We start from the raw sequence: 23,692 nt of genomic DNA on the forward strand, positions 1-23,692 counted from the left end.
CGGCCGGCTGCCTGCGGTCACCGCGATCGCCGCACTCGCCTGCAACGCGGTTCCGTCCCCTACTTGTTGTCAATAGTCGTTTTGTTATTCAACAATCGACAGCGACGCGACATTTATGTTAGCTAAGTCTCCATGCACCGGTCGAAGACTTGGCTTCCTCTGGCCGCGCTGAGCCTCGCGGTCGGGATCGAGTTGGCACCCACTCCGGCAGAGGCGTGCGGCGGCACGTTCTGCGATGGCGCGCTGCCGACCTCGATGCCGGTCGATCAGACGGGCGAGACGATCCTGTTCGCGATCGACAACGGCTACGTCGAGGCCCACGTGCAGATCGAGTACGACGGCGGCGACGCGGATCAGTTCGCGTGGATCGTGCCCGTGCCCGAGATCCCCGAGATCGAGGTCGGCTCGTGGCGTCTGGTGCAGGCCATGCTCGACGGCACCGTGCCCGTCTACGGGGTCCAGAGCCGCGCCGTCTGCGAGGACTCCTCGATCGGCGACGGCGGCCTCTTCCTCTCGCAACCCGACGGTGGCGGCAGCACGGGCGAGGATCCCGTGGTGGTGGCCAAGGACGTGGTGGGCTCGCTCGAGTACGTGGTGCTGCAGGGCGGCACCGCCGACACCGTCACCGACTGGCTCGTCGGCAGCGGCTACGCCGTCGAGGATGAGGCCCCTGCCATCCTCGACGAGTACATCGGCGAGGGCCACGTGTTCGTGGCCTTTCGCCTGCGCCACGGCGCTGGCGTGAGCGACATCCACCCGGTGGTGATCCGCTACCCCGGCACCGAGCCCTGCATCCCCATTCGCCTCACGCGCGTGGCGGCCAAGGACGACATGGACATTCGCGCCCTGTTCCTCGGCGAGTCTCGCGTGGTGCCCACCAGCTACCGCCACGTGCTGCTCAACCGCGCGCAGCTCGACTGGCCGAGCTTCGGCGCCAACTATCGCGAGCTGGTCACCATGGCCGTCGATGCGCCCATGGCCGACGGTCGCGCGTTCGTGACCGAGTACGCCGGCAGCGTGTCGGTGATCGACTCAAGCCGCCTCGACACCTCGATGCTCGATTCCAGCGCCTTCGACGGGATCCCGGTGGTCGACGTGATCGACACCCTCGAGGCCATGGGCCTGATGCTGTGCAACGAGGACGGCTGCCAGTGGCTGCACGAGCTGGCCCCCTCGCTGGTCCACGAGTTCCTGCCCGTACCCGCTGGCGTGGAAGAGGATGCGTTCTACGCCTGCCTCAGCTGCTACGCGGGCCTCATCGATCCCGTGGCGTGGGACGCCGCCGCGTTCGCGGCCGCCTTCGACGAGCGCATCGTGGCTCCCATGCAGCACGGGCAGGATCTGCTGGCCACCTGGCCCTACGTCACGCGGCTCTACACCACGATCTCGCCGCACGAGATGACGGTCGATCCCATGTTCGCCGAGAACGCCGGGCTGCCGGACGTGCCCAGCCGCTACGGCGCCGAGCGCCAGCAAGATTGCTGCGGCGACGCGATGCGGCTGCCCGGCGGTCGCCTGGTGTGGATGACCGGCAACTCGTGGCCCGTGTGGGGCAACGACATGCCCTGGGCCGAGCGCATCGAGGAGTATGCACCCGGCGGGGGCGCGCCGATCGTGCTCGATGACCAGAGCGCCACCATCGATGCCGTGATCGATCACTGGAACCAGGTCGCCGATTGCAATGGCCAGGACACCGGCGGCTGGGACACCGGGCTCGACGACGGCAGCGGGAACCCGGGCGACGCCGACGGCGGTAGCAACGGAACCACGGGTGGCACGGCGGGTGCCTCGGGGACCTCGGGCAGCGGCGGAGGGCTCGATGGGAGCAGCAGCGGCTGTGGCTGCACCACCACGCCCATGCGCACCGATGCCGTGGGCTGGATGCTGATGCTCCTGGGCCTGGGCGCGGTCGCGCGGCGGAGGCGATGGTGAGCCGCTCGAGCGTGCTCACCATCGTGGCCGCGCTCGCGATCCTGGGCTGTGGTCCTGGCGCGGAGCTCGACGATCCGTCCTCGTCCTCGTCCTCGGGCGGCGAGAGTACCGGGAGCACCGCTGCGCCCTCGAGCACCAGCGCCACCTCGGCCTCGACCACCGACCCGGGTGACGGCACCGCCTCCACCGACACCGGCGAGCCACCCAGCGGCTACGAGGACGACGGGGTGGATACCGGCTGCGCCTTCACGTGTCCCAATCCTCCACCGCCTCCGCCTCCTCCGGGCCAGTGGTGCAACCTCAACTGTCCCGAGGGCGAGAAGTGCATGCCGTGGGCCAACGACGGCGGCATCGAGTGGAACGCCGTGCGGTGCTCGCCCCTCGCTCCCGATCCCGGAGACGTTGGCGATCCCTGCACGGTCGAGGGCTGGCCGTGGAGCGGCATCGACGATTGCGACGATGGCCTCCTGTGCTTTGGCGTCGATCTTCGCACCAACGAGGGCGTGTGCCATGCGTTCTGCGGCGGCATCGACGAGGGCCTGTGCCCCGAAGGAGCCAGCTGCGCGCAGCTGCCCCAGTTCGTGCCGGTGTGTGTGACCTCGTGTGATCCGCTCGTGCCCGACTGCGACATGGGCATGCAGTGCCTGCCTTCGGGCTCGGCCTTCACCTGCTTGCCGCACGACGGGCTCGGGCTACCCCTGGGCGAGCCGTGCAGCGCACCCGAGGCGTGCGCCGGCGGGGCGCTTTGTGCCTTCGATCCCGCGATCACCTGCGGCAATGCACCGGGCGAGGGCTGCTGCGCCTCGCCGTGCGACGTGAACGCTCCGGGTCCATGCGGAGGGCCGGGCTCGCAGTGCGTGCCGTGGTTTCCGTTCCGAGCGCCGCCCGAGCTCGCGCACCTCGGCGCCTGCACGCCATGAGGGCACCGCTCATGGCCAGCTCGTCGGTTCATGGTGGTGGCATTCGCGGTGGGCTCCTCGCGAGTGCTCTTGTGGTCGGCCTCGCATTCGCGTCCGCGCCCCGCGAGGCTTCGGCCTGCGGCGGCACGTTCTGCGACAGCGGGCCCGGGGCCATGCCGGTCGATCAGACCGGCGAGACGATCCTGTTCGCGATCGACAACGGCTACGTCGAGGCGCACGTGCAGATCGAGTACGACGGCGGCGATGCCGAGCAGTTCGCGTGGGTGGTGCCAGTGCCCGCGATTCCCGAGCTCGAGGTCGGCTCGTGGCGCTTGGTCCAGGCGGCGCTCGACAGCACCCGCCCGGTCTACGGCTACCAGAACCAGGCCGAGTGCGAGGAAACGGCCGCAGCCGACGACTCCGGCGTGATCTTCCTGCTGGCGCCCGATGGCGGCGGTGGCTCCCCCACCGTGGTCGCCGAGGACGTGGTGGGCGCGTTCGAGTACGCGGTGCTCCAGGGTGGCAGCGCTCAGACGGTGACCCAGTGGCTGCAGGACCACGACTACGCAGTGGACGCGCTGGCCCCCGACATCCTCGACGAGTACATCGCCGAGGGTCACGTGTTCGTCGCCTTTCGTCTGCGACATGGCCAGGGCGTGACCGACATCCACCCGGTGGTGATCCGCTACCCCGGCAGCGAGCCCTGCATCCCCATTCGCCTCACTCGCGTGGCGGCCAAGGAGGACATGGACATCCGCGCGCTGTTCTTGGGGGAATCCCGCGTGGTGCCCACCAACTATCGCCATGTCTGGCCCAACCGCACGCGCCTGGACTGGCTGCGCTACGGGGCCAACTATCGCGAGCTGGTGACCATGGCCGTCGACGCTCCCGTGGCCGATGGTCATGCGTTCGTCACCGAGCACGCGGGCAGCTCCGCGGTGATCGACCGCAGCCTCCTGGACACCACCGGCCTCGACTCCGGCGTGTTCGAAGGCCTGCCCCCGGTCGACGTGGTCGACGTGCTCGAGGTGATGGGACTGGCCCGGTGCGACGAGGACAGCTGCCGATGGCAGCACGAGCTGGTGCTCTCGCTGCTCCACGAGTTCCTCCCCGCGCCGCCCGAGCTCGGCGACCACCTCTTCTACTCGTGCCTGTCGTGCTACGCCGGTCTCATCGATGCCCAGGCCTGGGATGCAGCCGCGTTCGCGGCGGCGTTCGACGAGCGCATCGTCGGCCCTCTGCTGCATGCGCAGGAGCTGCTCGACACCTGGCCCTACGTCACGCGGCTCTACACCACCATCTCGCCCCACGAGATGACGCTCGACCCCATGTTCGCCGAGAGCCCCGGTCTGCCCGACGTGGTCAGCCGTCACGGAGCCGCGCGCGAGCGGGATTGCTGTGGCACTGCGATGCGCCTGCCCGGCGGGAGACTGGTGTGGTACATGGGCAACCGCTGGCCCGTGTGGGAGGACGACATGCCATGGGCCGAGCGCATCGAGGAGTACGCGCCCGGTGGCGGCGCACCGGTGGTGCTGGTGGACGAGGGCGCGGTGATCGATGCCGTGCTCGTGCGTTGGAATGGGCTCGTTGGCTGCGAGGACCTGGGTACGGGCACCGGCCTCGACTCCGGCCCCGGCACATCGACGAGCACCGGCGGCGCGGGCGAGCCGAGCGCCCAGGAGACCGCGGGTGATGGCTGCGCCTGCACCACGCGCTCGGGTGGCCCCGCAGGGTCATTGCTGCTCCTGCTCTTGGGTCTTGGAGGGCTCGTGCGTCGGAGACCCGGATGAGAGCGCCCCGGTGGCTCTTGGGGCTCGGGATGGTCGTGGGGGGATGCGGGGCACCGAGCCCGATGCAAGCACTCGAGGCGTCGAGCGAGACGACGGCGACCGGCTCGAGCGGCACATCTGCCGACGCCACCACCGAGCCGCTCGATCCAACTGGCTACGAGGACGACGGGGCCACGGGGTGCAGCTTCACGTGTCCCCCGCCGCCCCCGCCTCCCGTTCCGGAAGGCTGGCCGTTCGAATGTGATCTCCTCGTGCAGGACTGCCCCGAAGGTCACAAGTGCGTCCCGTACACGTACCACGCGGACCTGCAGTGGGTCGGCACGGTGTGCGTGAGAGTGCCCGAGGAGCCCGACCTGCCCGGCGAGCCCTGCATGGTGGAGGACCATGTTGGCAGCAGCCGAGATAGCTGCGATCGCGGGGCGATCTGCTGGCAGGTCGATCCGACCACGCTCGAGGGCGTATGCCACTCGCTGTGCGACATCCTCGATGGTGTCCTTGCATGCGACTCGGGGCTCGACTGTGCACAGCTGAGCTTCGTGCCGCTTTGCGTGGAGCCATGCGATCCGCTGACCCCGAGCTGCCCTCGGGGACAGGCGTGCACCTTCGCTGGCTCGGCGCTCACGTGCCAGCCCGTGCCCCTCGCTGGTGCCACCGAGGGCGAGATGTGTCACCCCTGGTCGATCCCCTGCGTCGATGGCTCGCTGTGTTCGTTCGATCCCGCCCTCGACTGCCTGCGGCTGCCGGGCGCGGGCTGCTGTGCAGCCCCGTGCGACATGAACACCCCCAAGCCTTGCGAAGATCCGGCTTCGATCTGCGTGCCGTGGTTCACCGTGGATCCTCCACCCGATCTCGCACATCTCGGCGTGTGCGTCGTTCCTCGAGCTTGATCCATCTGGACCATCGTCCATCGCGAACGCGGTTCGATTGACGGGACCTACGTCGAGTTCGTGATCGACGACATGATCGCCATCTGCGAGGCCGCTGGGTCGCGATTTCGACCACTTCGCCCATCACTGGGGACCATCTTCGCTCGAAGGGGAATCCTGACGATTTGTTGTTGCGCACTACACAGAAATCATTTCGGTTGACTCACTTTGGCCATTCGTGGAGGCTGAATTCATGGGGGACACCAAGACCATCGGGGGAATCGTGGTCGGAATCGCGCTCGGGCTCGTGGGGGCGGCCTGTGACGTCGAGAACGACTCGTTCATCGCACCAGACGCGCAGTGGAGATACGGGGGAGACCTGGACGACGACGACGACCTGGACGATGACGACCTGAACGACGACTCGCTGCCCAACGGCAAGAAGCTCTTCAAGAAGGAGACCTTCGAGGGCAACGGTCGCACGTGTCGCACCTGCCACACCAAGGACACGGGCACGCTGTCGCCCGCGCAGGTCCAGGCGGCCTTCGCCGAGGATCCCACCGGGCCGCTGTTTCGCGCCATCGACAGCGACGACCAGCTCGGCCTCGGCTACGACCGCCTGCTCCAGCACGCCACCATTTTGGTCTCGATCCCGCTGCCGCCCGGGTGGTCCCTGGCCGACGATCCAACCGCCACCGAGGTCCTGCTCGAGCGCGGGATTCCAACCACCATGAACGTGCCGTCGCTCGACGACATCTTCATGGCCGACGCGCGCTTCGACAACCTCGAGGATCAGGCGCTCGGGGCCATCAACGCCCACGCCGAGCCCGGACGCCAGCCCACGCAGGAGGAGCTCGAGGCGATCGCCGAGTTCCAACAGACCAACAAGTTCTTCAACAACAAGAAGCTCAAGAAGTGGGCCAATGGGGGCCCTGCACCCGAGCTGCCCATGGGCACCACCGAGTCGGAGATCCGCGGACGCGAGTTCTTCCTGCCCGGCCCCAATGGTCTTTGCGCCTTCTGCCACTCGGGGCCCATGCTCAACGAGACCAGCGGATTCCTCCCCATGCCGCCGCTGCCGGCCGGAGTGCGGGTCTTCACCGCGTTCGTCTCCGAGTTCAACCCGGGCAACCTGCCCGTGCGCACGTTCCTCGTCGACAACGGCGATGGCACCACCACCACGGTGCATTCACCCGATCCCGGGCGGGCGCTCATCACCGGCGATCTGGCCGACGTCAACCTGTTCCGCACCCCCACCCTTTGGGGCGTCAAGGACACCGCGCCGTACTTCCACGACAACTCGGCGCCCGACCTCGAAGCGATGATGGACCACTATGCCGCCTACTTCGACTTTGCCGGCATGCCGCTGTCCGAGCAGGACCAGGCCGACATCCTGGCGTACTTGATGCTGCTGTAGGACTCCTGGCCCTACTTCTGGATGGCCGGCACCCACGCCGTGGTCCGCCCGCCGATCTCGAGGTGCTCGATCGCCTCGCCCTTGGCCGTGCGGGCGTCGGCGACCTTGCCCCAGCGGTGATGGAACAGCCATCCCTTGGGAAAGCGCGCCTTGTCGGCATCCACCGCGCAGGCCTGGACCACGATGTCGCGCAGCTTGGCGTGGATCCGCCGGGCCTCGGCCGCCGTCAGCTCCGTGCCGCGACGGCGCGGATCGATCCTCGCCTGGTAGAGGATCTCGTCGGCCATCCAGTTGCCCACGCCCGCCACGAAGCCCTGGTCGAGCAGCACGCTCTTGAGCACCCCCTTGCGCGAGCGCAGCCGCGCGGCGAAGTCGTCGGCCGGCGGCAGCTCGTAGAGCGGATCGAAGCCCAGCCCGGCGATCGGCTGCTCGCGCTCGGGATCCTGCTGCAGGCGGATGCGTCCCAGCCGGCGTGCGTTGGTCATCGCCAGCTCGGTGCCATCGTCGAGCTCGAGCATGATCTTCCAGAACCTGGGCGGCCAGCTGCGATCGAGCGCTCGCTTGCCGTGCGCGGCCAGCCGCAGCGGACCCTGGTGCGGGGTCACGAACTGCCCCGTCATCCCAAAGTGGAACAGCGGCCACGGCCGGCGATCGAGCTCCCACCACAGCTGCTTGCCGCGCCGCCGGCTCGCGACCACCAACCGGTCCGTCAGCGCACGTGCCATTGCGCCCGGGGTGATTCCCACGAGCACGATGTCGTCGGTCGCGCAGACCACGTGGCGGATGCGGCGACCCACGGCGACCTGCTCGATCAGGCGCCGTGCTCGCTCGACCTCGGGCAACTCCGGCATCGCGTGGACGAGAGCGCCATCCTAGCAAAGCAGGGCAAGGAGGCCGTTGCCGCCGGCCTCCCCCCCCTAGCTCAGGGCCGCGTCCTGCGGCCGTCTTCTGCGAGAGAGGTCGCCCTCCTGGCAACCCCACCGCACGGACCCCGACCGCGCTTGGGCGGCTCCCTGGCCCGGTATGTGCGCCGATGAGGTCACCCTCCTTGGCAACCTCGTGGCGCCAGGCCTGCGGCCGGCCGTCCTTGCCGCCCTCGCAGACCCAAGGGAAAGGCTCCGCTCGAACCCCGCCCCGATCCTCCCTGGCGTCCTGCCAGGGAAGGTCCTTCCTCCGACCCGCTCCATTCCATGAGCAACGACCGTGCCAACAGCCGGTGCCCGTGCTTTCAGGAGGATGGGGCGCGCAAATCGTGCGGAGCGTCAACTCGATCTAGCAGGGGTGACAACTCGATCGGACACCGAAATACCGTCAGTTCTTCGCAGGCGTCCCGGGGTCGAAGGCCCGCCCACGAATCATCGCCTCGAGGTCGTACGGTGACGGTCTTCCACCGAGATAGCGGTGAAACCAGTCGAGGTGCGCGGCGTAGTAGAGCGGCATCGAGCGCACGTGGCTGGGCCAGTGTCCGTCGTTGGGGAACACCACCAGCCGGGCCGGCACGTCGCGGCGGCGAAGTGCGGTGAACAAGTCGAGGCTCTGCGTATAAGGGACGCGGTAGTCGCGCTCTCCGGTGATGACCAGGGTCGGAGTCGAGAAGCTCGCCGCGTAGGTCGACGGCGAGGCCTGCTGGTAGGCCGGCCCGTGCTCCCAGGGTGGTCCTCCCAGGTCGTACTCGGGAAACCAGAGCTCCTCGGTGCCGCCGTAGAACGAGCTGAGGTCGTAGATGCCCATCATCGACGCGATCGCCTCGAAGCGGTCGGTGTGGCCGAGCAGCCAGTTCATCATGTAGCCGCCATACGACCAGCCCATCGCGCCGATGCGCTTGGAGTCCACGTAGGGCTCGCGCTCGAGCGCATCGACCACCGCCATCACGTCCGCGTAGACCTTGCCGTTCCAGTCCTTGGAGATCGCGGCCGTGTACTCCTGACCGTAGCCGGTGGAGCCGTGCGGGTTGAAGAACGCGACCACGTAGCCCGCGCCGGGGTAGATCTGCCAGTCCCCCCGCAGGGTGTCGGCCCACTGCGATTGCGGGCCGCCGTGAACGTTGACGATGAGCGGGTAGCGCTTGCCCTTGCGAAAGCCGTGGGGCTTGACCACGAACACGTGGACCGGCTTGCCATCGGCGCCGGGCACCCGCAGCTCCTCCACCGGGCGGATGTCGTAGGCGAGGGCCACCGCATCGTTGACCCCGGTCAGCCGCTGCACGTGGGTGCCGTTGGCGTCGGCCACGTAGAGCTCCACGGGCCGACCCACGCTCGAGAAGGTGAACGCCAGCCGGCCGTCCGGCGCCACGTCGTACGCGCCCGCCGAGGGCAGGCCCAGGCGCTCGATCGCGCCGCCGTCCACCCCCACCCGCAAGAGCGGAGTGCGTCCCTCGACCGGGCCCTGGAACACCATGTGAGCGCTGCCCGACCACCGCATCTCCGTGACCCAGTTGGGGAATCCCCCCGTGAGCACGCGCGCCCGGCCGGTCTTGCGCTCGTAGAGGGCCAGCTCGAACTCGTCGGACTCGTAGCCGTCCTTGGCCTGGCGGCGGTACGCGATGAAGCGCCCGTCCGGCGAGTAGAGCGGGTGCCCGTCGAACCCGGGGTTGTCCTTGGTCAAGGAGCGGGCCGGGCCGCCGGTCACGGGAACCACGTAGAGGTCCTTGTTGGTCGACCAGGCCTGCGCGCTGCCGGGCACGCGGACGCTCGAGAAGCACAGCTCCTGCCCGTCGGGTGACCACGAGAACCCGGGGTCGCCCAGGCGGAAGGCGGGCGAGTCGTACTCGCCGGGAGTCACGTCGGTGATCGTCCCGGTGCGCAGCTCGAGCACCAGCAGGTGATCGCGACGGCCATCCTCCCAGTGGGTCCAGTGCCGCTCCAGCAGCTCGTCGGCCAGGTAGGCCTTGATCGGGCTGCGCTCCACGTCCTCGAGCGCGGCGCGGTTGGCCTCGTCGTCGGCCCCGTGCTCGGGGAACACCCGCGACACGAACGCGATGCGCGTGCCGTCGGGCGACCACTGGGGCTCGTCCACTCCGGTGGACGACGAGGTCAGGCGCTCGGGTTCGCCCCCGTCGATCGACATGCGCCACAGCTGATTGCCCTCGTCGCCGCGGCTGGAGACGAACGCAAAGCTCCGCCCGTCGGGTGCCCAGGTGGGCGCGCCGTCGTAGCCTTCGAATCGGGTCAGCCGCCGCGTGGTCATTGCCTCGGTCGGCTCGGCCAGCCAGATCTCGCCGTTGGACTTGCCCTTGGCCAGGTCGTGGTGGGTCACGGTGAACAGCAGGCGCTTGCCGTCGGGTGACCACACCGGAGCGCCCACGCTCGCCAGGCGATAGAGCGCCTCGATCGAGAACGGTGCCTTCTTGGCGTCGGCCGGATCGTCGGGTGCACGCTTGGCGGCGAGGTCCCAGCCCCGTGGTTCGCCCGAACCCGAACCCGTTCCCATTCGGTTGCGAGGGTCGGCCGACGGATCGTAGGTGGTCGGCACGAGCTCGGGCTCGCCTCCGGCGGGGTCGGCGGTGCCGTCCACCGCGTGGGACTCGCCGCGCATCAGCGGTCCATCGAGCACCGCAGGCGGCGGCTCGGGCAGGTCCACCGGGGCCGGTCGGCAGCCGAGCATGGCGAGCCACGGCGCGATCCAGATGCCCAGACCACGGGCCGACGACGACATCGAACGAGGAGCGACCAGGGGCATGACCCCCGCAGCGTGACATGGCCTCGGCCGCCGAGAAACGATCGCCCACGGGCCCCGCGACGGGCGGCCTCGCGGCGCTCGATTCGCCCGAATTCGGGCCCCTGGAAGCGGTTCGACGCGACTTTCCCCCACGGGGGTCAAGGGGTATCCTTGGCGGCCTTTTTCGCCCCTGCGAGGGCCTCCGACGTCCATGGTCACTGATCAGAAGACCGCGCTGAACATCGAAGACGAGATGCGTAGCTCCTTCTTGGACTACGCGATGAGCGTCATCATCTCGCGGGCCCTGCCCGATGCTCGCGACGGGCTCAAGCCCGTGCATCGCCGCATCCTCTACGCGATGCACCAGCTGCGGAACACCCACCAGCAGCCCTACAAGAAGTCGGCGCGCGTGGTGGGTGACGTGATCGGCAAGTATCACCCTCACGGTGACTCGGCGGTCTACGACGCCCTGGTGCGTCTGGCCCAGGACTTCTCGATGCGCTACCCGCTGGTCGACGGCCAGGGCAACTTCGGCTCGGTCGACGGCGACTCGCCCGCGGCCATGCGCTACACCGAGGTCCGCATGCAGCGGCTCACGGCCGAGCTGCTCGCCGACATCGACAAGGACACCGTCGACTGGGTCCCCAACTACGACGAGAAGGAGCTCGAGCCCTCCGTCCTGCCCACCAAGCTGCCCAACCTGCTGCTCAACGGCGCGGTCGGCATCGCGGTGGGCATGGCCACCAACATCCCGCCGCACAACCTCACCGAGGTCGTCGACGCCACCATTGCGCTCATCGACGATCCCACGCTCGAGGTCCGCGACCTGCTCGAGTACGTCAAGGGGCCGGACTTCCCCACCGGGGGCCTCATCATCGGGCGCGGCGGCATCAAGCAGGCCTACGCCAGCGGTCGCGGCAGCATCACCGTGCGCGCACGCGCCGAGATCGAGGAGGACGCCAAGGGCCGCGAGGCCATCGTGGTCACCGAGATCCCCTACCAGGTCAACAAGACCCGGCTCATCGAGCGCATCGCCAGCCTGGTCCGCGAGAAGCGGATCGAGGGCATCAGCGACGTCCAGGACTACAGCGACCGCCAGGGCATGCGGATCTGGATCCAGGTCAAGCGCGACGCGGCGGGCCAGGTGGTGCTGAACAACCTCTACAAGATGACCGATCTGCAGACCACGTTCGGGGTCAACATGATCGCCATCCTCCACGGGCGCCCCAAGGTGCTCGACCTCAAGGACGCGCTGGTCGCCTTCATCGACCACCGCCGCACGGTCGTCACCCGCCGCACCAAGTTCGACCTGCACAAGGCCCAGGAGCGCCGCGAGATCGTCGAGGGCCTCGGGGTGGCGATCGATGCGATCGATCGGGTGATCGCGATCATCCGCGGCTCGGCCAACCCCGACGTGGCCCGCGAGGCCCTCATGAGCGAGGCGCTGGACGGCTTTGCGCCGTTCCTGCAGCGCTGCGAGCGACCGGAGCAGGAGGTCGAGGCCGCGCGCGGGCGCCCGTACCACCTCAATGAGCGGCAGGCCAAGGCCATCCTCGACATGCGGCTGCAGCGGCTGACCGGCCTCGAGCGCGAGAAGATCGAGGGCGAGTACCGCGAGCTGTGCGCCGAGATCGCGCGCCTCGAGGCGATCCTGGCCGACGCACGGCTGCTGATGAAGGTGATCCGCGACGAGCTGTCGGAGATCCGCCACACCTACGGCGATCCCGAGGGGCGCAATGCGGGCTCGGGGGCCCCGGGCTCGGGTGGTTCGCGGCGCACCGAGATCGTCGAGGCCGAGGACGACATCGAGCCCATGGATCTGGTGGCCGACGAGTCCATGGTCGTCATGCTGACCCGCCAGGGCTACATCAAGCGGCTGCCCACCGAGGACTACCGGGTGCAGGCGCGGGGAGGCAAGGGCGTCAAGAGCGGCGGTGGGCGGGCCGACGACGACTTCGTCAGCGCGGTGCTCGAGGCCGGTGCCCATGCATGGCTCTTGATGTTCACCGATACCGGCCGGGTGTTCCGCAAGCGGGTGTTCGAGCTGCCGCAGGGGCGACGCGACGGTCCTGGCAAGGCGCTGGTGAACTTCCTCGAGATGCGCGACGACGAGCGCGTGCTCGAGATGGTGCCCTACCGCGACGACGAGATCGACGGCGATCGCTACATCGTCACCGTCACCGCGAGGGGCTACATCAAGCGCACGCACCTCAGTGAATTCGCCAACCTGCGCAAGACCGGGCTCATCGCCGTCAACATCGACGAGGACGACCGCCTGATCGCCGTGCGCTTCACCGACGGCAAGCAGCACATCATGCTCAGCAGCGCCCAGGGCATGGTGATCCGCTTCGACGAAGAAGAGGTGCGCGCCATGGGTCGCAACGCCCGCGGCGTGCGGGGCATGGGTCTGCGCGACGACGATCGCGTGGTGGCCATGAGCTGCCTGCCGGCCGCCGAGAGCACCGAGACCGAGACCGAGACCGAGGAGGCCGAGAGCGAGCTGCAGGTGCTCACCATCTGCGCCAACGGCTACGGCAAGCGCACCCCGGCCAGCGAGTACCGGACGCAGAGCCGCGCGGGGCTGGGGCTCATCACCATCAAGGTCAACGAGCGCAACGGCGAGGTGGTCGAGAACCTGCTGGTGAACCCCGACGACCAGATCATCGTGATCACCAGCGACGGCAAGGTCATCCGCACCCCGGTCGACGGGATCAGCGTGCTGGGTCGCAACACCCAGGGCGTTCGCATCATCCGCATGGGCAAGGGCGAGCGCGTGGTGGCAGTGGCCCGCATGGTCGACGACGGCGACAAGCGCGAGGACGACGACGAGGTCGAGGCCCGCGTGGGGGAGATCTCGAGCGAGCACGCCGAGGCAGAGGACGAGCCGGAGGCGGAGGACGAGCCGGGCGACGACGACGAGTCGTAGCGGGGGCGTAGTGGGGGCGACCGAAGCTCGCCCCCGGGTGCCCGATCAAGCCGCCGACGTGACGTTCTCTCTCACGACATGGGGATGACGAGCCGCGATTCGCAGCAGGGCGAGCGCCGGGCCCTCCGGCTTGCGTCGACCTTGCTCCCAGTTGCGCAGCGTGTGCACGCTGATCCCGAGAGCCGCCGCAAATGCCTCTTGCGAGAGCCCGACGAACTTCCTCAGCGCGGCGATGTCCTCGCCGGATTCGATCTCGCCACGCATGATCCTGCGTCGCTGGCTCGCCTTCATCGCACGGCCAAAGTCGGCCTTGGTGAGCTCGGGTGCTTCATCACTCATGACGGATCTTCCATGTGCTGACGAAACGACTCGATCTCATGTTGCGTTGCGGGGCGAGCGCTGATGATCCGAATCGTATTGGCGGGCTGCTCGGTCCAGATCACGACAATGACTCCACGATCGATGAGACCCACTGCGATGAAACGATCCTCGTCGTCCGAGTGGGTTTCATCGAAGATCTCCAAGTAGTCGGCGCCGCTGGTGAACAGCGCCACGGCGTCCGTGAAACCGAGGCCGTGTTTTTGTCGGTTGAGCGCATCCTTGTGCGGGTCCCAGTCGAACCGCATGACCGAGCATACGTCACTGGCGGACTAAGTCAATGGCTTAGCCCGCTCACGCATCGTGCTCGACTGGGCTAGCAATGGTGACATGACGGACGAGGGTATCGCGTTCCTAGCGCCGAGCGGCGTATCGCCCACATCGATGGCGGCAGCGCGACGTTGGTCTCGTCCGAGAGCACGGCGGATGAGGGCCGACATCCTGGACCGCGCGCGGGCAGCCGGCTGAGATCCCGGTGAAGTCGTCGCGTGAGCACGGTGCGCCGCGTGCCGCTACAGCACCCCGACCTCTCGCAGCAGCCGCGCCACCGCCAGGAGCGGCAGCCCCATGATCCCCGTGTAGTCCGCCCCCTCGATGCGCTCGAACAGCTTGATGCCGGCGTCCTCGATGCGATAGCTCCCGGCGCACTCGATCGGTCGGTAGCGCCGCACGTAGGTCTCGGCCTCGGCGCGATCGAAGGCACGCAGCGTGAGCCGCTGCTCGTCGACGGCCTCGTGCGTCTCGCCGCGCGAGGGGTGCAGCAGCACGACCCCCGTGGTCAGGTGGTGGGTGCGCCCGGACAGCGCCATCAGGTGGTCCACCGCCACGTCCTCGTGGCCGGGCTTGTCGAGCAGCCGCCGCGGGGGACCGGGGAGCACCGCGACCTGATCGGCGGCGAGGATCCAGCGCCCCTCGTAGCGCGAGGCCAGGCTCTGGGCCTTGCCGCGAGCCAGCATCAGCGCGAACGCAGCGTCGTCCATGTGGTCGAAGCGCTCGCGGTGGGCCGCCTCGTCGAAGTCGGGCGCGTCCTGCTCGAACGGAAGCTCGAGCCGCTCGAGCAGCTCGCGGCGCGCGGCCGAGGTCGACGCCAGCACCAGTGGAGGAGGTTGGGCTAGCGACACTTCTTGTTGACCCACCCAAACGGCTTGTTGCAGCCCGAGCTCTTGCTGCCGCTGGGCTTGCTGCCGCTGGGCTTGGGCTTGCTGCCGCCCGGCTTCTTGGCGGTGGTCTGCCCGCCGCTGCCGCCGCCGTCGTCGTCGATGATCACGAGGTCACCGTCGGTGTCCTCGACCGGAGCGAGGGCCTCGAGCATGGCGATCACCTCGGCGCGCCGCGCCTCGAGCCCCTCGCACTTGGCAGCGTCGGCCTTCTCCTCGTCGGTGAGCCCTTCACCCGTGCGAGGCTTGGGCACCTCGGACTTCTGCACCTTGGGCAAGAAGTCGTACTCGGGGAGCAGCGCGATGTTGTCGAGCGCGTCGCGGTAGGCGGTGCAGGGGGTGAGCGCATCCTTGGCCTGTCCCACGTCCAGCACGCGATGCAGCTTCCAGTCGACCAAAGCGTCGTTCTCTTCCACGGTCGACAGCTCTTGCAGCACGCGTCGGCGATCGTTGTAGCCCAGGGATTTCTTCTCGTTGTTGATGAGCTCGAGCAGGAACTTGTGCCCGGAGCTCCCCATCTTGCGCAGCGCAAAGTCGAGGGCCTCGGTGCGCAGCGAGTCGTCGATGAGCAGCGCGTGCAGCTCGGCGTAGAAGTCGGTGTCCTGGAGCAGGCGGGAATCGCTGTCGACCGCGTCTCCGTAGGCGGCCAGCGCCTTGGGCTTGTTCTTGCGCTTCTTGCCCTTGACGAGGATTCGGCCCTGACGCCACGCGAGCATGGCGTTGTCGGGATACTCGTCGAGCAGGGGCTTGAGCAGGGCCTGCGCGTCGGGGAGCTTGTCGGAGAGGATCAGACGATCGATCTCGGCCAGCCGTTGATCGTCGGGCCCGTCGACCAGTGACAGCAGGCCGCCGTCGTCCCCGTCGTCGTCGTTCTCGCCAGAGGGGCTGCTTTCGCCCTCCACGGATGGTGTTCCGCCGCCGCCGCCGCCCTCGCTCTCGCTCTCGCCCCCGCGGCCCACCGCCCAGATCCCCAGCGCCAGCACCACCGCGACGCCACCGATCGCCAGCGGGGGAATCCTACGCTTCGAGCGCGGCTGCAGGACCGTGGAGCCCGGGGGCAGGGTGGGCAGCGTCGCGGGCGAGAAGATGCCCGAGGGCGGCTCGCGCGGCACGGGCATCGACACGCTGATGGGGGCCGACACCGACGAGCTGGCGGCGGAGACCACCGCGCCCGGTATCAGCGGGAACGAGCCCGTCACCGGACTACCCACCGCGATCGGCCCCGAGTGCCGCGAGCCGTACATCGTCATCACGCTGATGACGTCGCTGGTGGCCACCAGGGGCAGCACCGCCTCGAGCGCCTCGCGAGTCTCGGTGGCCGACTGGTAGCGTTCCTCGCGGTCCTTGGCGAGCAGCTTCATCACCACCGCCGCGAGCGAGGGGTGCACGTGCTCGGGCAGCGGCGGGGGATCGCGGCTGACCTGCATGCGCACGAGCTTGACCGGGTCGTCGCTCTCGAACGGCGGCGTGCCCACCAGCATCTCGTAGAGGATCACGCCCACCGAGTAGAGATCGGCGCGTGCGTCGGCCTCCATGCCCATGGCCTGCTCCGGGCTCATGTAGGCGGGGGTGCCGAAGATGAGGCCCGCCTTGGTCATGCGGGTGTCGTCGTTGGCCCCGCCACCGGCGAGCTTGGCGATGCCGAAGTCGACGAGCTTGAGGACCTCGTGGTTGTCGTGGTCCTTGGTGATGAAGATGTTCTCCGGCTTGATGTCGCGATGGACCACGCCGTTGTCGTGGGCGTGCTCGAGCCCGCGGAGGACCTGCATCATCATCAGGACCGCCTGGTCGGCGGGGAGGGATCGACCGAGGCGATCGGCCAGCTCGCTGCCCGCGAGCAGGTCCATCACCATGAACTTGACGCCCTCGTCGGTGGTCCCGACGTCGGTGACGCGCAGGCAGTTGGGATGATCGAGACGCGAGGCCGAGTGGGCCTCACGATCGAAGCGCTTGGAGATCTCGGGATCCCGAGTGAGATCGGGGTGCAGTACCTTGATCGCGACGTCGCGCTTGAGCCCGAGGTGGCGCCCGCGGAACACGGCGCCCATGCCACCCACGCCGAGCGCTTCGTCGATGCGATAGCGCTCCATGATGGTCTTGCCCGGCAGCTCCCGCAGGGTGGGGTGCAGGCTCTCGAGGACGTCGCTCATTTACTGGCGTGGGCGAGCATACCAAGATGGCCATCAGCGTGTTGTGGGGTCCGTTGCAGATCCCGTCGACCCCCATGGGCAGGCCGCGCAAGATGCGCCCGTGCTCCTTCGGCGCAGTGGCGCCTACTTCACCGGCTTGGTACGGACGGTGTCTTGCTCCGGATCGGTATCCGGATCGGACTCGCCGGGGTTCTCGATGAACGCGGTGCCGAGATCCTGCTCGATGCGAGCGAGCGCCTCTTGTGCCCAGTGGGCCAGGCTCAGCTCGTTGGCGGCGTGGAAGTCGGCCAGCATCTCCTCGAGCTCTCGCCGGGCGCGGGCGCTCTGGCCCAGCATGTGGGCGACCTCGGCATCGAGCAGGCGCAGCTGCTGCACGGCCAGGTGCTCGCCCTGGATCTGCATCATGCCCTCCTTGGCCTCGCCGAGCATGGCCGCGCCCTCCTCGACCTCGCCTCGCCGCGCCCTGACGTAGCCCATGAAGCCACGGTTCAGGTGCACGTGGTAGTCGAAGCCGTAGACGGCGGCGAGGCGGATCGCCTCGCGGAAGTCGTCCTCGGCCTTGGGCAGGTCGTCGTTGCGCAGCCGGAGGTCGCCCAGGTTGTGCAGCGGAGTGAGCAGCAGGCGGGGGAGCTTGGCCGCCCGCAGCTCCTCGAGCGCCTGCTCGGTCTCGGGGATCGCCCGCTGGGGCTCACCGCCGAGCACGGCGAGGTAGGCGATGCCCGAGAGGTAGCTCTGGCGCTGCACCACGGGGACCTGGGCGGCAATGGGCTGCGCGATCTCGTGCAGGCGGCGAGCCTCGCCCAGCTTGCCCGACAGGGTCAGGCACCGCAGGCGCACGCCCATGATGTGGCACTTGTCGACCACGCTGGCCTCGTCGACCTCGAGGATGGCCATGGCTTGACGGCTCCACTCGCTGGCCTTCTCGATCTCGCCTGCACCCAGGAGCACCTCGGCGCGGCGGTTGTCGATGCGGAGCTCGAGCGCGCGATCATGGGCGAGCCGGGCCGCCTCGGCCGCGTGCTCGAGGCGCTCGAGCGACAGCTCGATGTCGCTCAGGGCCGCGTTGGTGTAGCGGTCGACGAGCCCCAGCCAGAACAGCGCCTCGGCCCGGAAGTCGCCCACCAGCTCGGCCACCAGGATGCCGGCCTCGTAGTGGCCCAGCTCGCGCCGCGGATCCTCGAGCGCCCCCGCGGCCTTCTCGAGCAGCTTGAGCTGCGCCTCGAGCAGGCGAGGGAGGGCGGGCGCGCGGCCGAAGCGACGCAGGCGCCGTATCAGTCGCTCGAGCACCTGCGCTGCCAGCTGAGGCTGGTCGGCTTCGAACAGGGCGTCGGCGGACTTCTCGAGCTCGTCGGCAGCCTCGAGCGACTCCGAGGCGTCGTCGAGCAGGCGCGCCCGCAAGAACACGTAGTGCGGGTCGGAGGTCTGCAGCTCCTCGATGCGATCGGCGAGGTCGATGCGGGTCTCGTCGAGCGAGTCGGCGTAGCGACCGCGGATCGCCTCGCGCACGGACTCGTGGGCGAGCTGCACGATGCTCTCGCCCGAGCTGGCGCTGCGGGTGACGAGCCCCTCGCCCTCCAGGCGATCGAGGGTGCGCTTGAATCGCTCGGCGCGGAGGTCGGACAGCGACGCCAGCTGCGACTCGGGCAGCGGTGCCTCGACCAGATAGAGGATGCTGGCGATCTCCCAGCCCGAGGCGCCCAGGCCATCGAGCCGCGACTCGGAGCGCTGGGCCAGGGTCTTGTGCAGCTCCTCGGCCGCGGCCGAGGCCCCGCGCAGCACCCAGGTGTCGGCCTCGCGCACGAGGATGCCTTCCTCGATGAGCACGCGCAGGGTCTCGCGGAAGCTCAGCGGGTGGCCACCGGTGAGCTTGTCGAGCATGATCGCGAGTTCCTTGAGGGTGGGCGTGTCGCCCAGGATCCCCAGGAGCACCTGGTACATCTCGCGGTTGGTGAACGGCCGCAGGCTCCACACCTCGGCCACCTGATCGCGCCCCAGCGCCATGAGGATGGGGGAGATCTTGCTGTGCGGCTCGGTGGTGGCGCACAGCAGGATCGGGGCGTCGTTGTGGTCGATGGCGCGGCACAGCTGCTCGAACGCCACGCGCATGGGCTCCTGCGCGCGCGACAGGTCGCTGATGTGCAGCACGTAGGAGCGCTCCTCGGCGGCCGACAGCAGGAATTCGCTGAGGTGGTGCGACGCGATGTCGGCCCCCGGGGCCCCCGCGGAGTGGGCGGCGCGAACCAGGTTGCCGAAGCGCTGGACGGTGGGTGAGCGCTCGCCCAGCGCGGTGGCGAGCTGGGTGACGACGTTGGCGAACGGGCCCAGCGCAGACGAGTCGCTGCCCCAGCAGCTACCCTGCACGAACAGCCCGTCGCCGAGCTGCACCTCGCGGCGCAGCTCGGACATCAGCCGCGACTTGCCCATGCCCTCGGGGGCCTTGATGATCACGGTGCGGATGAGCCGCGCCTTGGTCAGGACGCCGGAATTGGCGGCCGGATCCTCTCCCGTGATCACGGGACCATCGGGGATGGTGGTGTCGGCCAGCGGCTCCACGCCCGCGACGGTGGCGGGGTCCTTGGCGGCCTTGTCGTCGCCGTTGCGGCCACGCCCGATGATCTCGGCGGCCTTGTCGAGCAGCAGCTCGAGGTAGTGGGCGCGGTCGACGAACGGCAGGTGCTCGACCAGCACCCGGGCGAATTCGTGGCGATCGCGAGCGGTCTGCTGGCGGTCGCGATGGGTGGCCTCGCGGCGCAGCAGCTCGAGCACCACGCTGCGGGCGCTCTGCGGGCGCATGTTGGGGTCGGGCAGGAGCATGCGCCCCACGAGTTCGGCGACCACCGGCCCCGTCTGCTGGAGCAGGGCGCCCGCGAGCTCGGGCCGCCAGTCCCGCTGCGCGCGGAGGACCTCCTTGAAGTCCTTGCCCGCAAACGGCTTGTGGCCCCCGCGAGCCGCGGCGTAGACGGTGGCCGCCAGCGAGTAGATGTCGGAGCGTGCGTCGGTGGGCAGGCCCTTGACCTTCTCGGGGGCGGAGAAGCCGGGGGTGCCCAGCACCAGGGTACCGCCGCCCTCGAGCTCGGGGTCGGGCTGCCGCAGCATGCGGGCGAGGCCGAAGTCGATGAGCTTGGCCTGGGGGGTGCCGCCGGCCTCGATGTTGCGCACGACCAGCACGTTGGAGGGCTTGATGTCGCCGTGGACCAGGCCGAGCGCATGGATGTAGTCGAGGGCGCGGGCGAGCTGCACCAGGACCTCGACCACCATCTCGCGCGTGGCCTCGCGCAGGAAATCGGTGAGCTCGACGCCGTCGACCAGCTCCTGGGTGAAATAGAAGCTGTCGCTGTCGTGGCAGCGCCCGAAGTCGTAGACCCCGGCGAGGTTGGGGTGGTGCAGCTGCGTCAGCAGCCGGAACTCGTCCTTGAACGCCTGGGCGACGTTGTCGCCGCTGTGCGAGCTGGGGGGGCCGAAGCTGCGGGTGGCGTGGCGGCGGATCACCCGGCTCAGGTCGGAGACCACGTGCTGGGAGCTATCGTAGGCTTGTGTGAACCTGGGGTCGGTGGTGATGTCGCGGCGGATCAGCTTGACGGCGACCGGCCGCCGCTCGAGCTCGTCGAAGGCCTCGTAGACCGCACCGAAGCCGCCCTTCCCCAGCAGGCCCAGCACGCGATACCGCCCGGCAATGCGTTCCGGCATGGGCCGGTCGTCTTGCGGCTCGCCCATCGCTGGGGCGGCGTCTTCGTTGCCATCCGCAGATGTCATCGGGCTCACGGGCGTGGGGACGAACGAGGAGGTCGGGCGGAAAACGCCGAACGGTAACCAGGGTGACGCAACGCGACAACCACCATCGTGGTGACAGGACGGGCAGCCCCGGAGTGGCGAGGCCGGCTGTGGTTGGTGACGGGCGTTGCCCGTATTTCAGGCATCATAGCAAGGGATGGGTACGGGCATCGAATGGGACGCCGTTCTTCCAGGGTAGGACATCCTCCGCCCTTTGGCCTCCTCCAAACGAGGGCGGTCTCGCTTGTTGGCTTAGCGCACGCCGGTCGATGGTTCGGTCGAACCTGCGAACACAGCGTGGGATCGAGGCAGGAGCGAGGACGTTCGGGTCAACGCCGTGGGCCCCATGCAGGGACTTGGCCATCGCGGATCGCGGCGAAGCTCGCCCGGCCGATCGCGGCCTCGCCGGTGTCGACGGTGTGCTCGTACGCCCGACGCTCGAGGTCCAGACGCACGGCCTCCGGCTGGCCCAGGCCATCGAGCAAGGCTTGCTTGAATGCCGCGACGGCGGTGGGCGAGCGCTTGCACAGGTGGTCGGCCAGCGCCTGCACGCGGGCGAGGCCCGCGTCGACATCGGACACGAGCTCCTGGACCAACCCGATGCGATGGGCCTCGGCGGCATCGATGGTCTCGCCCGTACAGCCCAGGCGGAGCGCCTGCGCGGGCCCGACGAGCAGGGCGAGCTCCGCCGTGCCGCGGGCTCCGGGCAGGATGCCGAGGCCCGTCTCGGGCAGGCCGAAGCTCGCGGTGGGGGTGGCCAGCGCGTAGTCGGCGGTCAGCACGTACTCGGCCCCCCAGCCCAGCGTGACGCCGTGGCTGAGGACCACGTGGAACAGCGGCAGACGTCGCAGGCGTCGCATCAGCTCGCGCTGACGCAGCACGTGCGCCTTGACGCGGTCGTCGTCCCAGCCCACGCGCTCGGTGACGTTGGCCCCCGCGATGAAGATGGGCTTGCCCTTGCTCGAGACCCGGCGGCTGGTGGTGCACAGGCAGCTCACCGAAGGGTCGGCCTCGAGCAGCGTGCACAGGGCAGCGAGTGCGTCGAGCTGCTCGCTGCCCATCTCGTTGGCCTTGCCGTGCTCGAGCTGCAGCACCAGCAAGCGGCGAGGGGAATCGAGGGTGGGGTGGAGGGCTGCGATGGGGCCGAGGTCCATGACGGAAGGCGCAGGGTAGCACCGGCGCCGTGGCGGGCCTGGCCCCACCCGATCACCAAGAGGCGCGGAGGCGTCCGGCGTGGGCTCGAAGGCGCCTCTGGGGGTGCGTCCTCGGGGGCTTGTCGGGCACGGGCGATCGGTTAGCATCCACCGCGATGCCGACCGAGCGCAACGACGAGGAAGAGGCGTACTTCAAGGCGCTGGAGATCGAGCAGCGGCGCAAGCTGCGAGAGAAGCTCGAGACGGCCGCCAAGGACCTGGCGGACAAGCAGGCCATCGCCGACTCGGTGAAGACCGAGGATCTGTCGGTGGCCGAGCGCATCAAGGCGCTGGGCTTCTCGGGCGAGTCGTCCAAGGTGTTCGACCTGCTCCCGCTGGTGCACGTGGCCTGGGCCGACGGCTCGATCCAAAAGGGCGAGCGGGCCGCGATCCTGCGCGTGCTCGAGGCGCGCGGCGTGGCACCGGGCTCGGAGGGCTTCACGCTCATGGAGAGCCTGCTCGAGGAGCGCCCCAGCGACGAGTACATGCAGCAGAGCCTGGCGGTGCTCAGGGAGCTGGTGGGCAATGACGGGCGCAGCGCGGAGATCGTCGACCTGTGCCAGACGGTGGCCTCGGCGGCCGGCGGCTTCCTGGGGCTGGGCGCCAAGGTCGACGACAAGGAGCGCGCGCTGATCGAGGAGATCGCCCAGCAGCTTCGCGGCGGCTCGGACGAGCTGCGCAAGAGCTTCTAGTGATACCCGCAGATGTTGCCCTCGGTCGTCATGACGATGGTCCCGCCGTCGCGGAACGCGATGGTGATCCCCTCGTCCTGCGCGTCGCCGAACATGCCCTCGCAGAGGGTGGGGAAGGTGCGGGTGATCGGGGGCATGGGCGTGGTCCAGTCGTGGTGAACGTCGAGCGGGTGCAGCAGGATCCGCTGCGCTCGTGCGGCGGCGACGTTCGGCGTCATCATGTGCAGCAGGTGGATCTCGTTCCACATGCGGGTCATGAGCGTCTGCATGCGGCAGAAGTCCTCGGGGGACAGCGCCAGCGCCAGGAGCGACAGCGCCCGTAGCTCGCGCCCCTCGTCGAGCACCACCGGCATCCCCATGCGAGCCATCGCCAGGCGCATCGTCTTGATCACGATGCAGTCGTCGACGAACCCGTAGCCCCCCGGAGCGTCGTCGCACACGAGGGTCGCCGGCTGGACCAGGTAGGCCAGCGCTCCCAGCATCGCCATCCGCACGTGGGGCGACACCTGGGCGTGGACCAGCTCGACCAGCTCCTCGACGTGGGCGGGGAGCTCGAGGATGAGCCGCAGCTGGGCACGCGCCAGCAGCAGCGCCGCCAGTCGATCGACCTCCGAGGCTTCCGGATCGGCGTCGACCAGCGCCAGGGAGACCGGGCGTGGGATCAACCGAAACGGCTCGGGGTTGCGGGCGAGCACCTGCTCGGCAAACGCCACCGCGTCGCGCTCCACGTCCAGACGGCTGATCACCGCCACCTTCTCCTCCACCAATCGAAACAGCATCGAACACACTCCCCAGCGGCACTGCATGACCGCCCGAGTGGAGGCTAGCCATCACGAGCACGCTGTCGACAGCGCAGGAATCGGC

16 protein-coding genes are annotated in these 23,692 nt (G+C 69.0%); 7 read left to right on the plus strand and 9 right to left on the minus strand.

The window, feature by feature from the left end:
• Positions 1-132: 132 nt before the first annotated feature.
• The 5 genes from OEB96_RS45380 (at position 133) to OEB96_RS45400 (ending at position 6,904) form a co-directional block, all read left to right on the plus strand.
• Positions 133-1,932, plus strand: coding sequence for a DUF2330 domain-containing protein (locus tag OEB96_RS45380; RefSeq protein ID WP_266223253.1), 1,800 nt, complete (start codon positions 133-135; stop codon positions 1,930-1,932).
• On the plus strand, positions 1,926-2,852 hold the full coding sequence (locus OEB96_RS45385) for a hypothetical protein (RefSeq protein ID WP_266223254.1): 927 nt from the start codon (positions 1,926-1,928) through the stop codon (positions 2,850-2,852). Before OEB96_RS45380 ends, OEB96_RS45385 begins: the two co-directional genes overlap by 7 nt.
• Before the next feature lie 11 nt (positions 2,853-2,863).
• A complete protein-coding gene (locus OEB96_RS45390) occupies positions 2,864-4,621 on the plus strand; it encodes a DUF2330 domain-containing protein (RefSeq protein ID WP_266223255.1) in 1,758 nt (585 codons plus the stop codon).
• A gap of 62 nt (positions 4,622-4,683) precedes the next feature.
• On the plus strand, positions 4,684-5,508 hold the full coding sequence (locus tag OEB96_RS45395; protein WP_266223256.1) for a hypothetical protein: 825 nt from the start codon (positions 4,684-4,686) through the stop codon (positions 5,506-5,508).
• 232 nt (positions 5,509-5,740) lie between these two features.
• The gene (locus tag OEB96_RS45400; protein WP_266223257.1) at positions 5,741-6,904 is read left to right on the plus strand and encodes a cytochrome c peroxidase; all 1,164 of its coding nucleotides are present in this window, start codon (positions 5,741-5,743) and stop codon (positions 6,902-6,904) included.
• A gap of 11 nt (positions 6,905-6,915) precedes the next feature.
• On the opposite strand, the gene OEB96_RS45405 is transcribed toward OEB96_RS45400, so the two are convergent.
• Together OEB96_RS45405 and OEB96_RS45410 are read right to left on the minus strand one after the other, a co-directional pair.
• Positions 6,916-7,755: an Fpg/Nei family DNA glycosylase gene (locus tag OEB96_RS45405; RefSeq protein WP_266223258.1), complete on the minus strand. Its 840-nt coding sequence runs from the start codon at positions 7,753-7,755 to the stop codon at positions 6,916-6,918.
• A 460-nt stretch (positions 7,756-8,215) separates the two neighbouring features.
• Positions 8,216-10,558 (minus strand): S9 family peptidase, encoded by a 2,343-nt coding sequence (locus OEB96_RS45410; protein WP_266223259.1) that lies wholly within the window; start codon positions 10,556-10,558, stop codon positions 8,216-8,218.
• Positions 10,559-10,772: 214 nt separating this feature from the next.
• Here OEB96_RS45410 and gyrA point away from each other — a divergent pair, with 214 nt between their 5' ends.
• Positions 10,773-13,487 (plus strand): DNA gyrase subunit A, encoded by a 2,715-nt coding sequence (gyrA, locus tag OEB96_RS45415; RefSeq protein ID WP_266223260.1) that lies wholly within the window; start codon positions 10,773-10,775, stop codon positions 13,485-13,487.
• Between the two features lie 45 nt (positions 13,488-13,532).
• Here the strand turns inward: gyrA and OEB96_RS45420 are convergent, their stop codons facing one another.
• From OEB96_RS45420 to OEB96_RS45445, 6 genes are all read right to left on the minus strand, one after another.
• A complete protein-coding gene (locus tag OEB96_RS45420; RefSeq protein ID WP_266223261.1) occupies positions 13,533-13,826 on the minus strand; it encodes a helix-turn-helix domain-containing protein in 294 nt (97 codons plus the stop codon).
• Positions 13,823-14,113 carry a BrnT family toxin gene (locus OEB96_RS45425; protein ID WP_266223262.1) on the minus strand — a complete coding sequence of 97 codons (291 nt, stop codon included), beginning with the start codon at positions 14,111-14,113 and terminating at the stop codon, positions 13,823-13,825. The genes OEB96_RS45420 and OEB96_RS45425 overlap by 4 nt, the downstream gene beginning before the upstream one ends.
• A gap of 264 nt (positions 14,114-14,377) precedes the next feature.
• Entirely contained in the window at positions 14,378-14,959 is a 582-nt protein-coding gene (locus OEB96_RS45430; RefSeq protein ID WP_266223263.1) for a Maf family protein, read from the minus strand.
• 17 nt (positions 14,960-14,976) lie between these two features.
• Entirely contained in the window at positions 14,977-17,172 is a 2,196-nt protein-coding gene (locus OEB96_RS45435; protein WP_266223264.1) for a serine/threonine protein kinase, read from the minus strand.
• Positions 17,173-17,295: 123 nt separating this feature from the next.
• Positions 17,296-20,859 (minus strand): serine/threonine-protein kinase, encoded by a 3,564-nt coding sequence (locus tag OEB96_RS45440; protein ID WP_266223265.1) that lies wholly within the window; start codon positions 20,857-20,859, stop codon positions 17,296-17,298.
• 413 nt (positions 20,860-21,272) lie between these two features.
• Positions 21,273-22,097: an enoyl-CoA hydratase/isomerase family protein gene (locus OEB96_RS45445; RefSeq protein WP_266223266.1), complete on the minus strand. Its 825-nt coding sequence runs from the start codon at positions 22,095-22,097 to the stop codon at positions 21,273-21,275.
• 155 nt (positions 22,098-22,252) lie between these two features.
• Here OEB96_RS45445 and OEB96_RS45450 point away from each other — a divergent pair, with 155 nt between their 5' ends.
• Positions 22,253-22,828, plus strand: a complete 576-nt coding sequence (locus OEB96_RS45450; protein ID WP_266223267.1) for a TerB family tellurite resistance protein — start codon at positions 22,253-22,255, stop codon at positions 22,826-22,828.
• Here the strand turns inward: OEB96_RS45450 and OEB96_RS45455 are convergent.
• Positions 22,825-23,607: a hypothetical protein gene (locus OEB96_RS45455; RefSeq protein ID WP_266223268.1), complete on the minus strand. Its 783-nt coding sequence runs from the start codon at positions 23,605-23,607 to the stop codon at positions 22,825-22,827. The genes OEB96_RS45450 and OEB96_RS45455 overlap by 4 nt on opposite strands.
• Between the last annotated feature and the right edge of the window lie 85 nt (positions 23,608-23,692).

It is taken from the genome of Paraliomyxa miuraensis (assembly GCF_026337845.1).
Classification (GTDB): Bacteria; Myxococcota_A; Polyangia; order Nannocystales; family Nannocystaceae; genus Paraliomyxa; species Paraliomyxa miuraensis.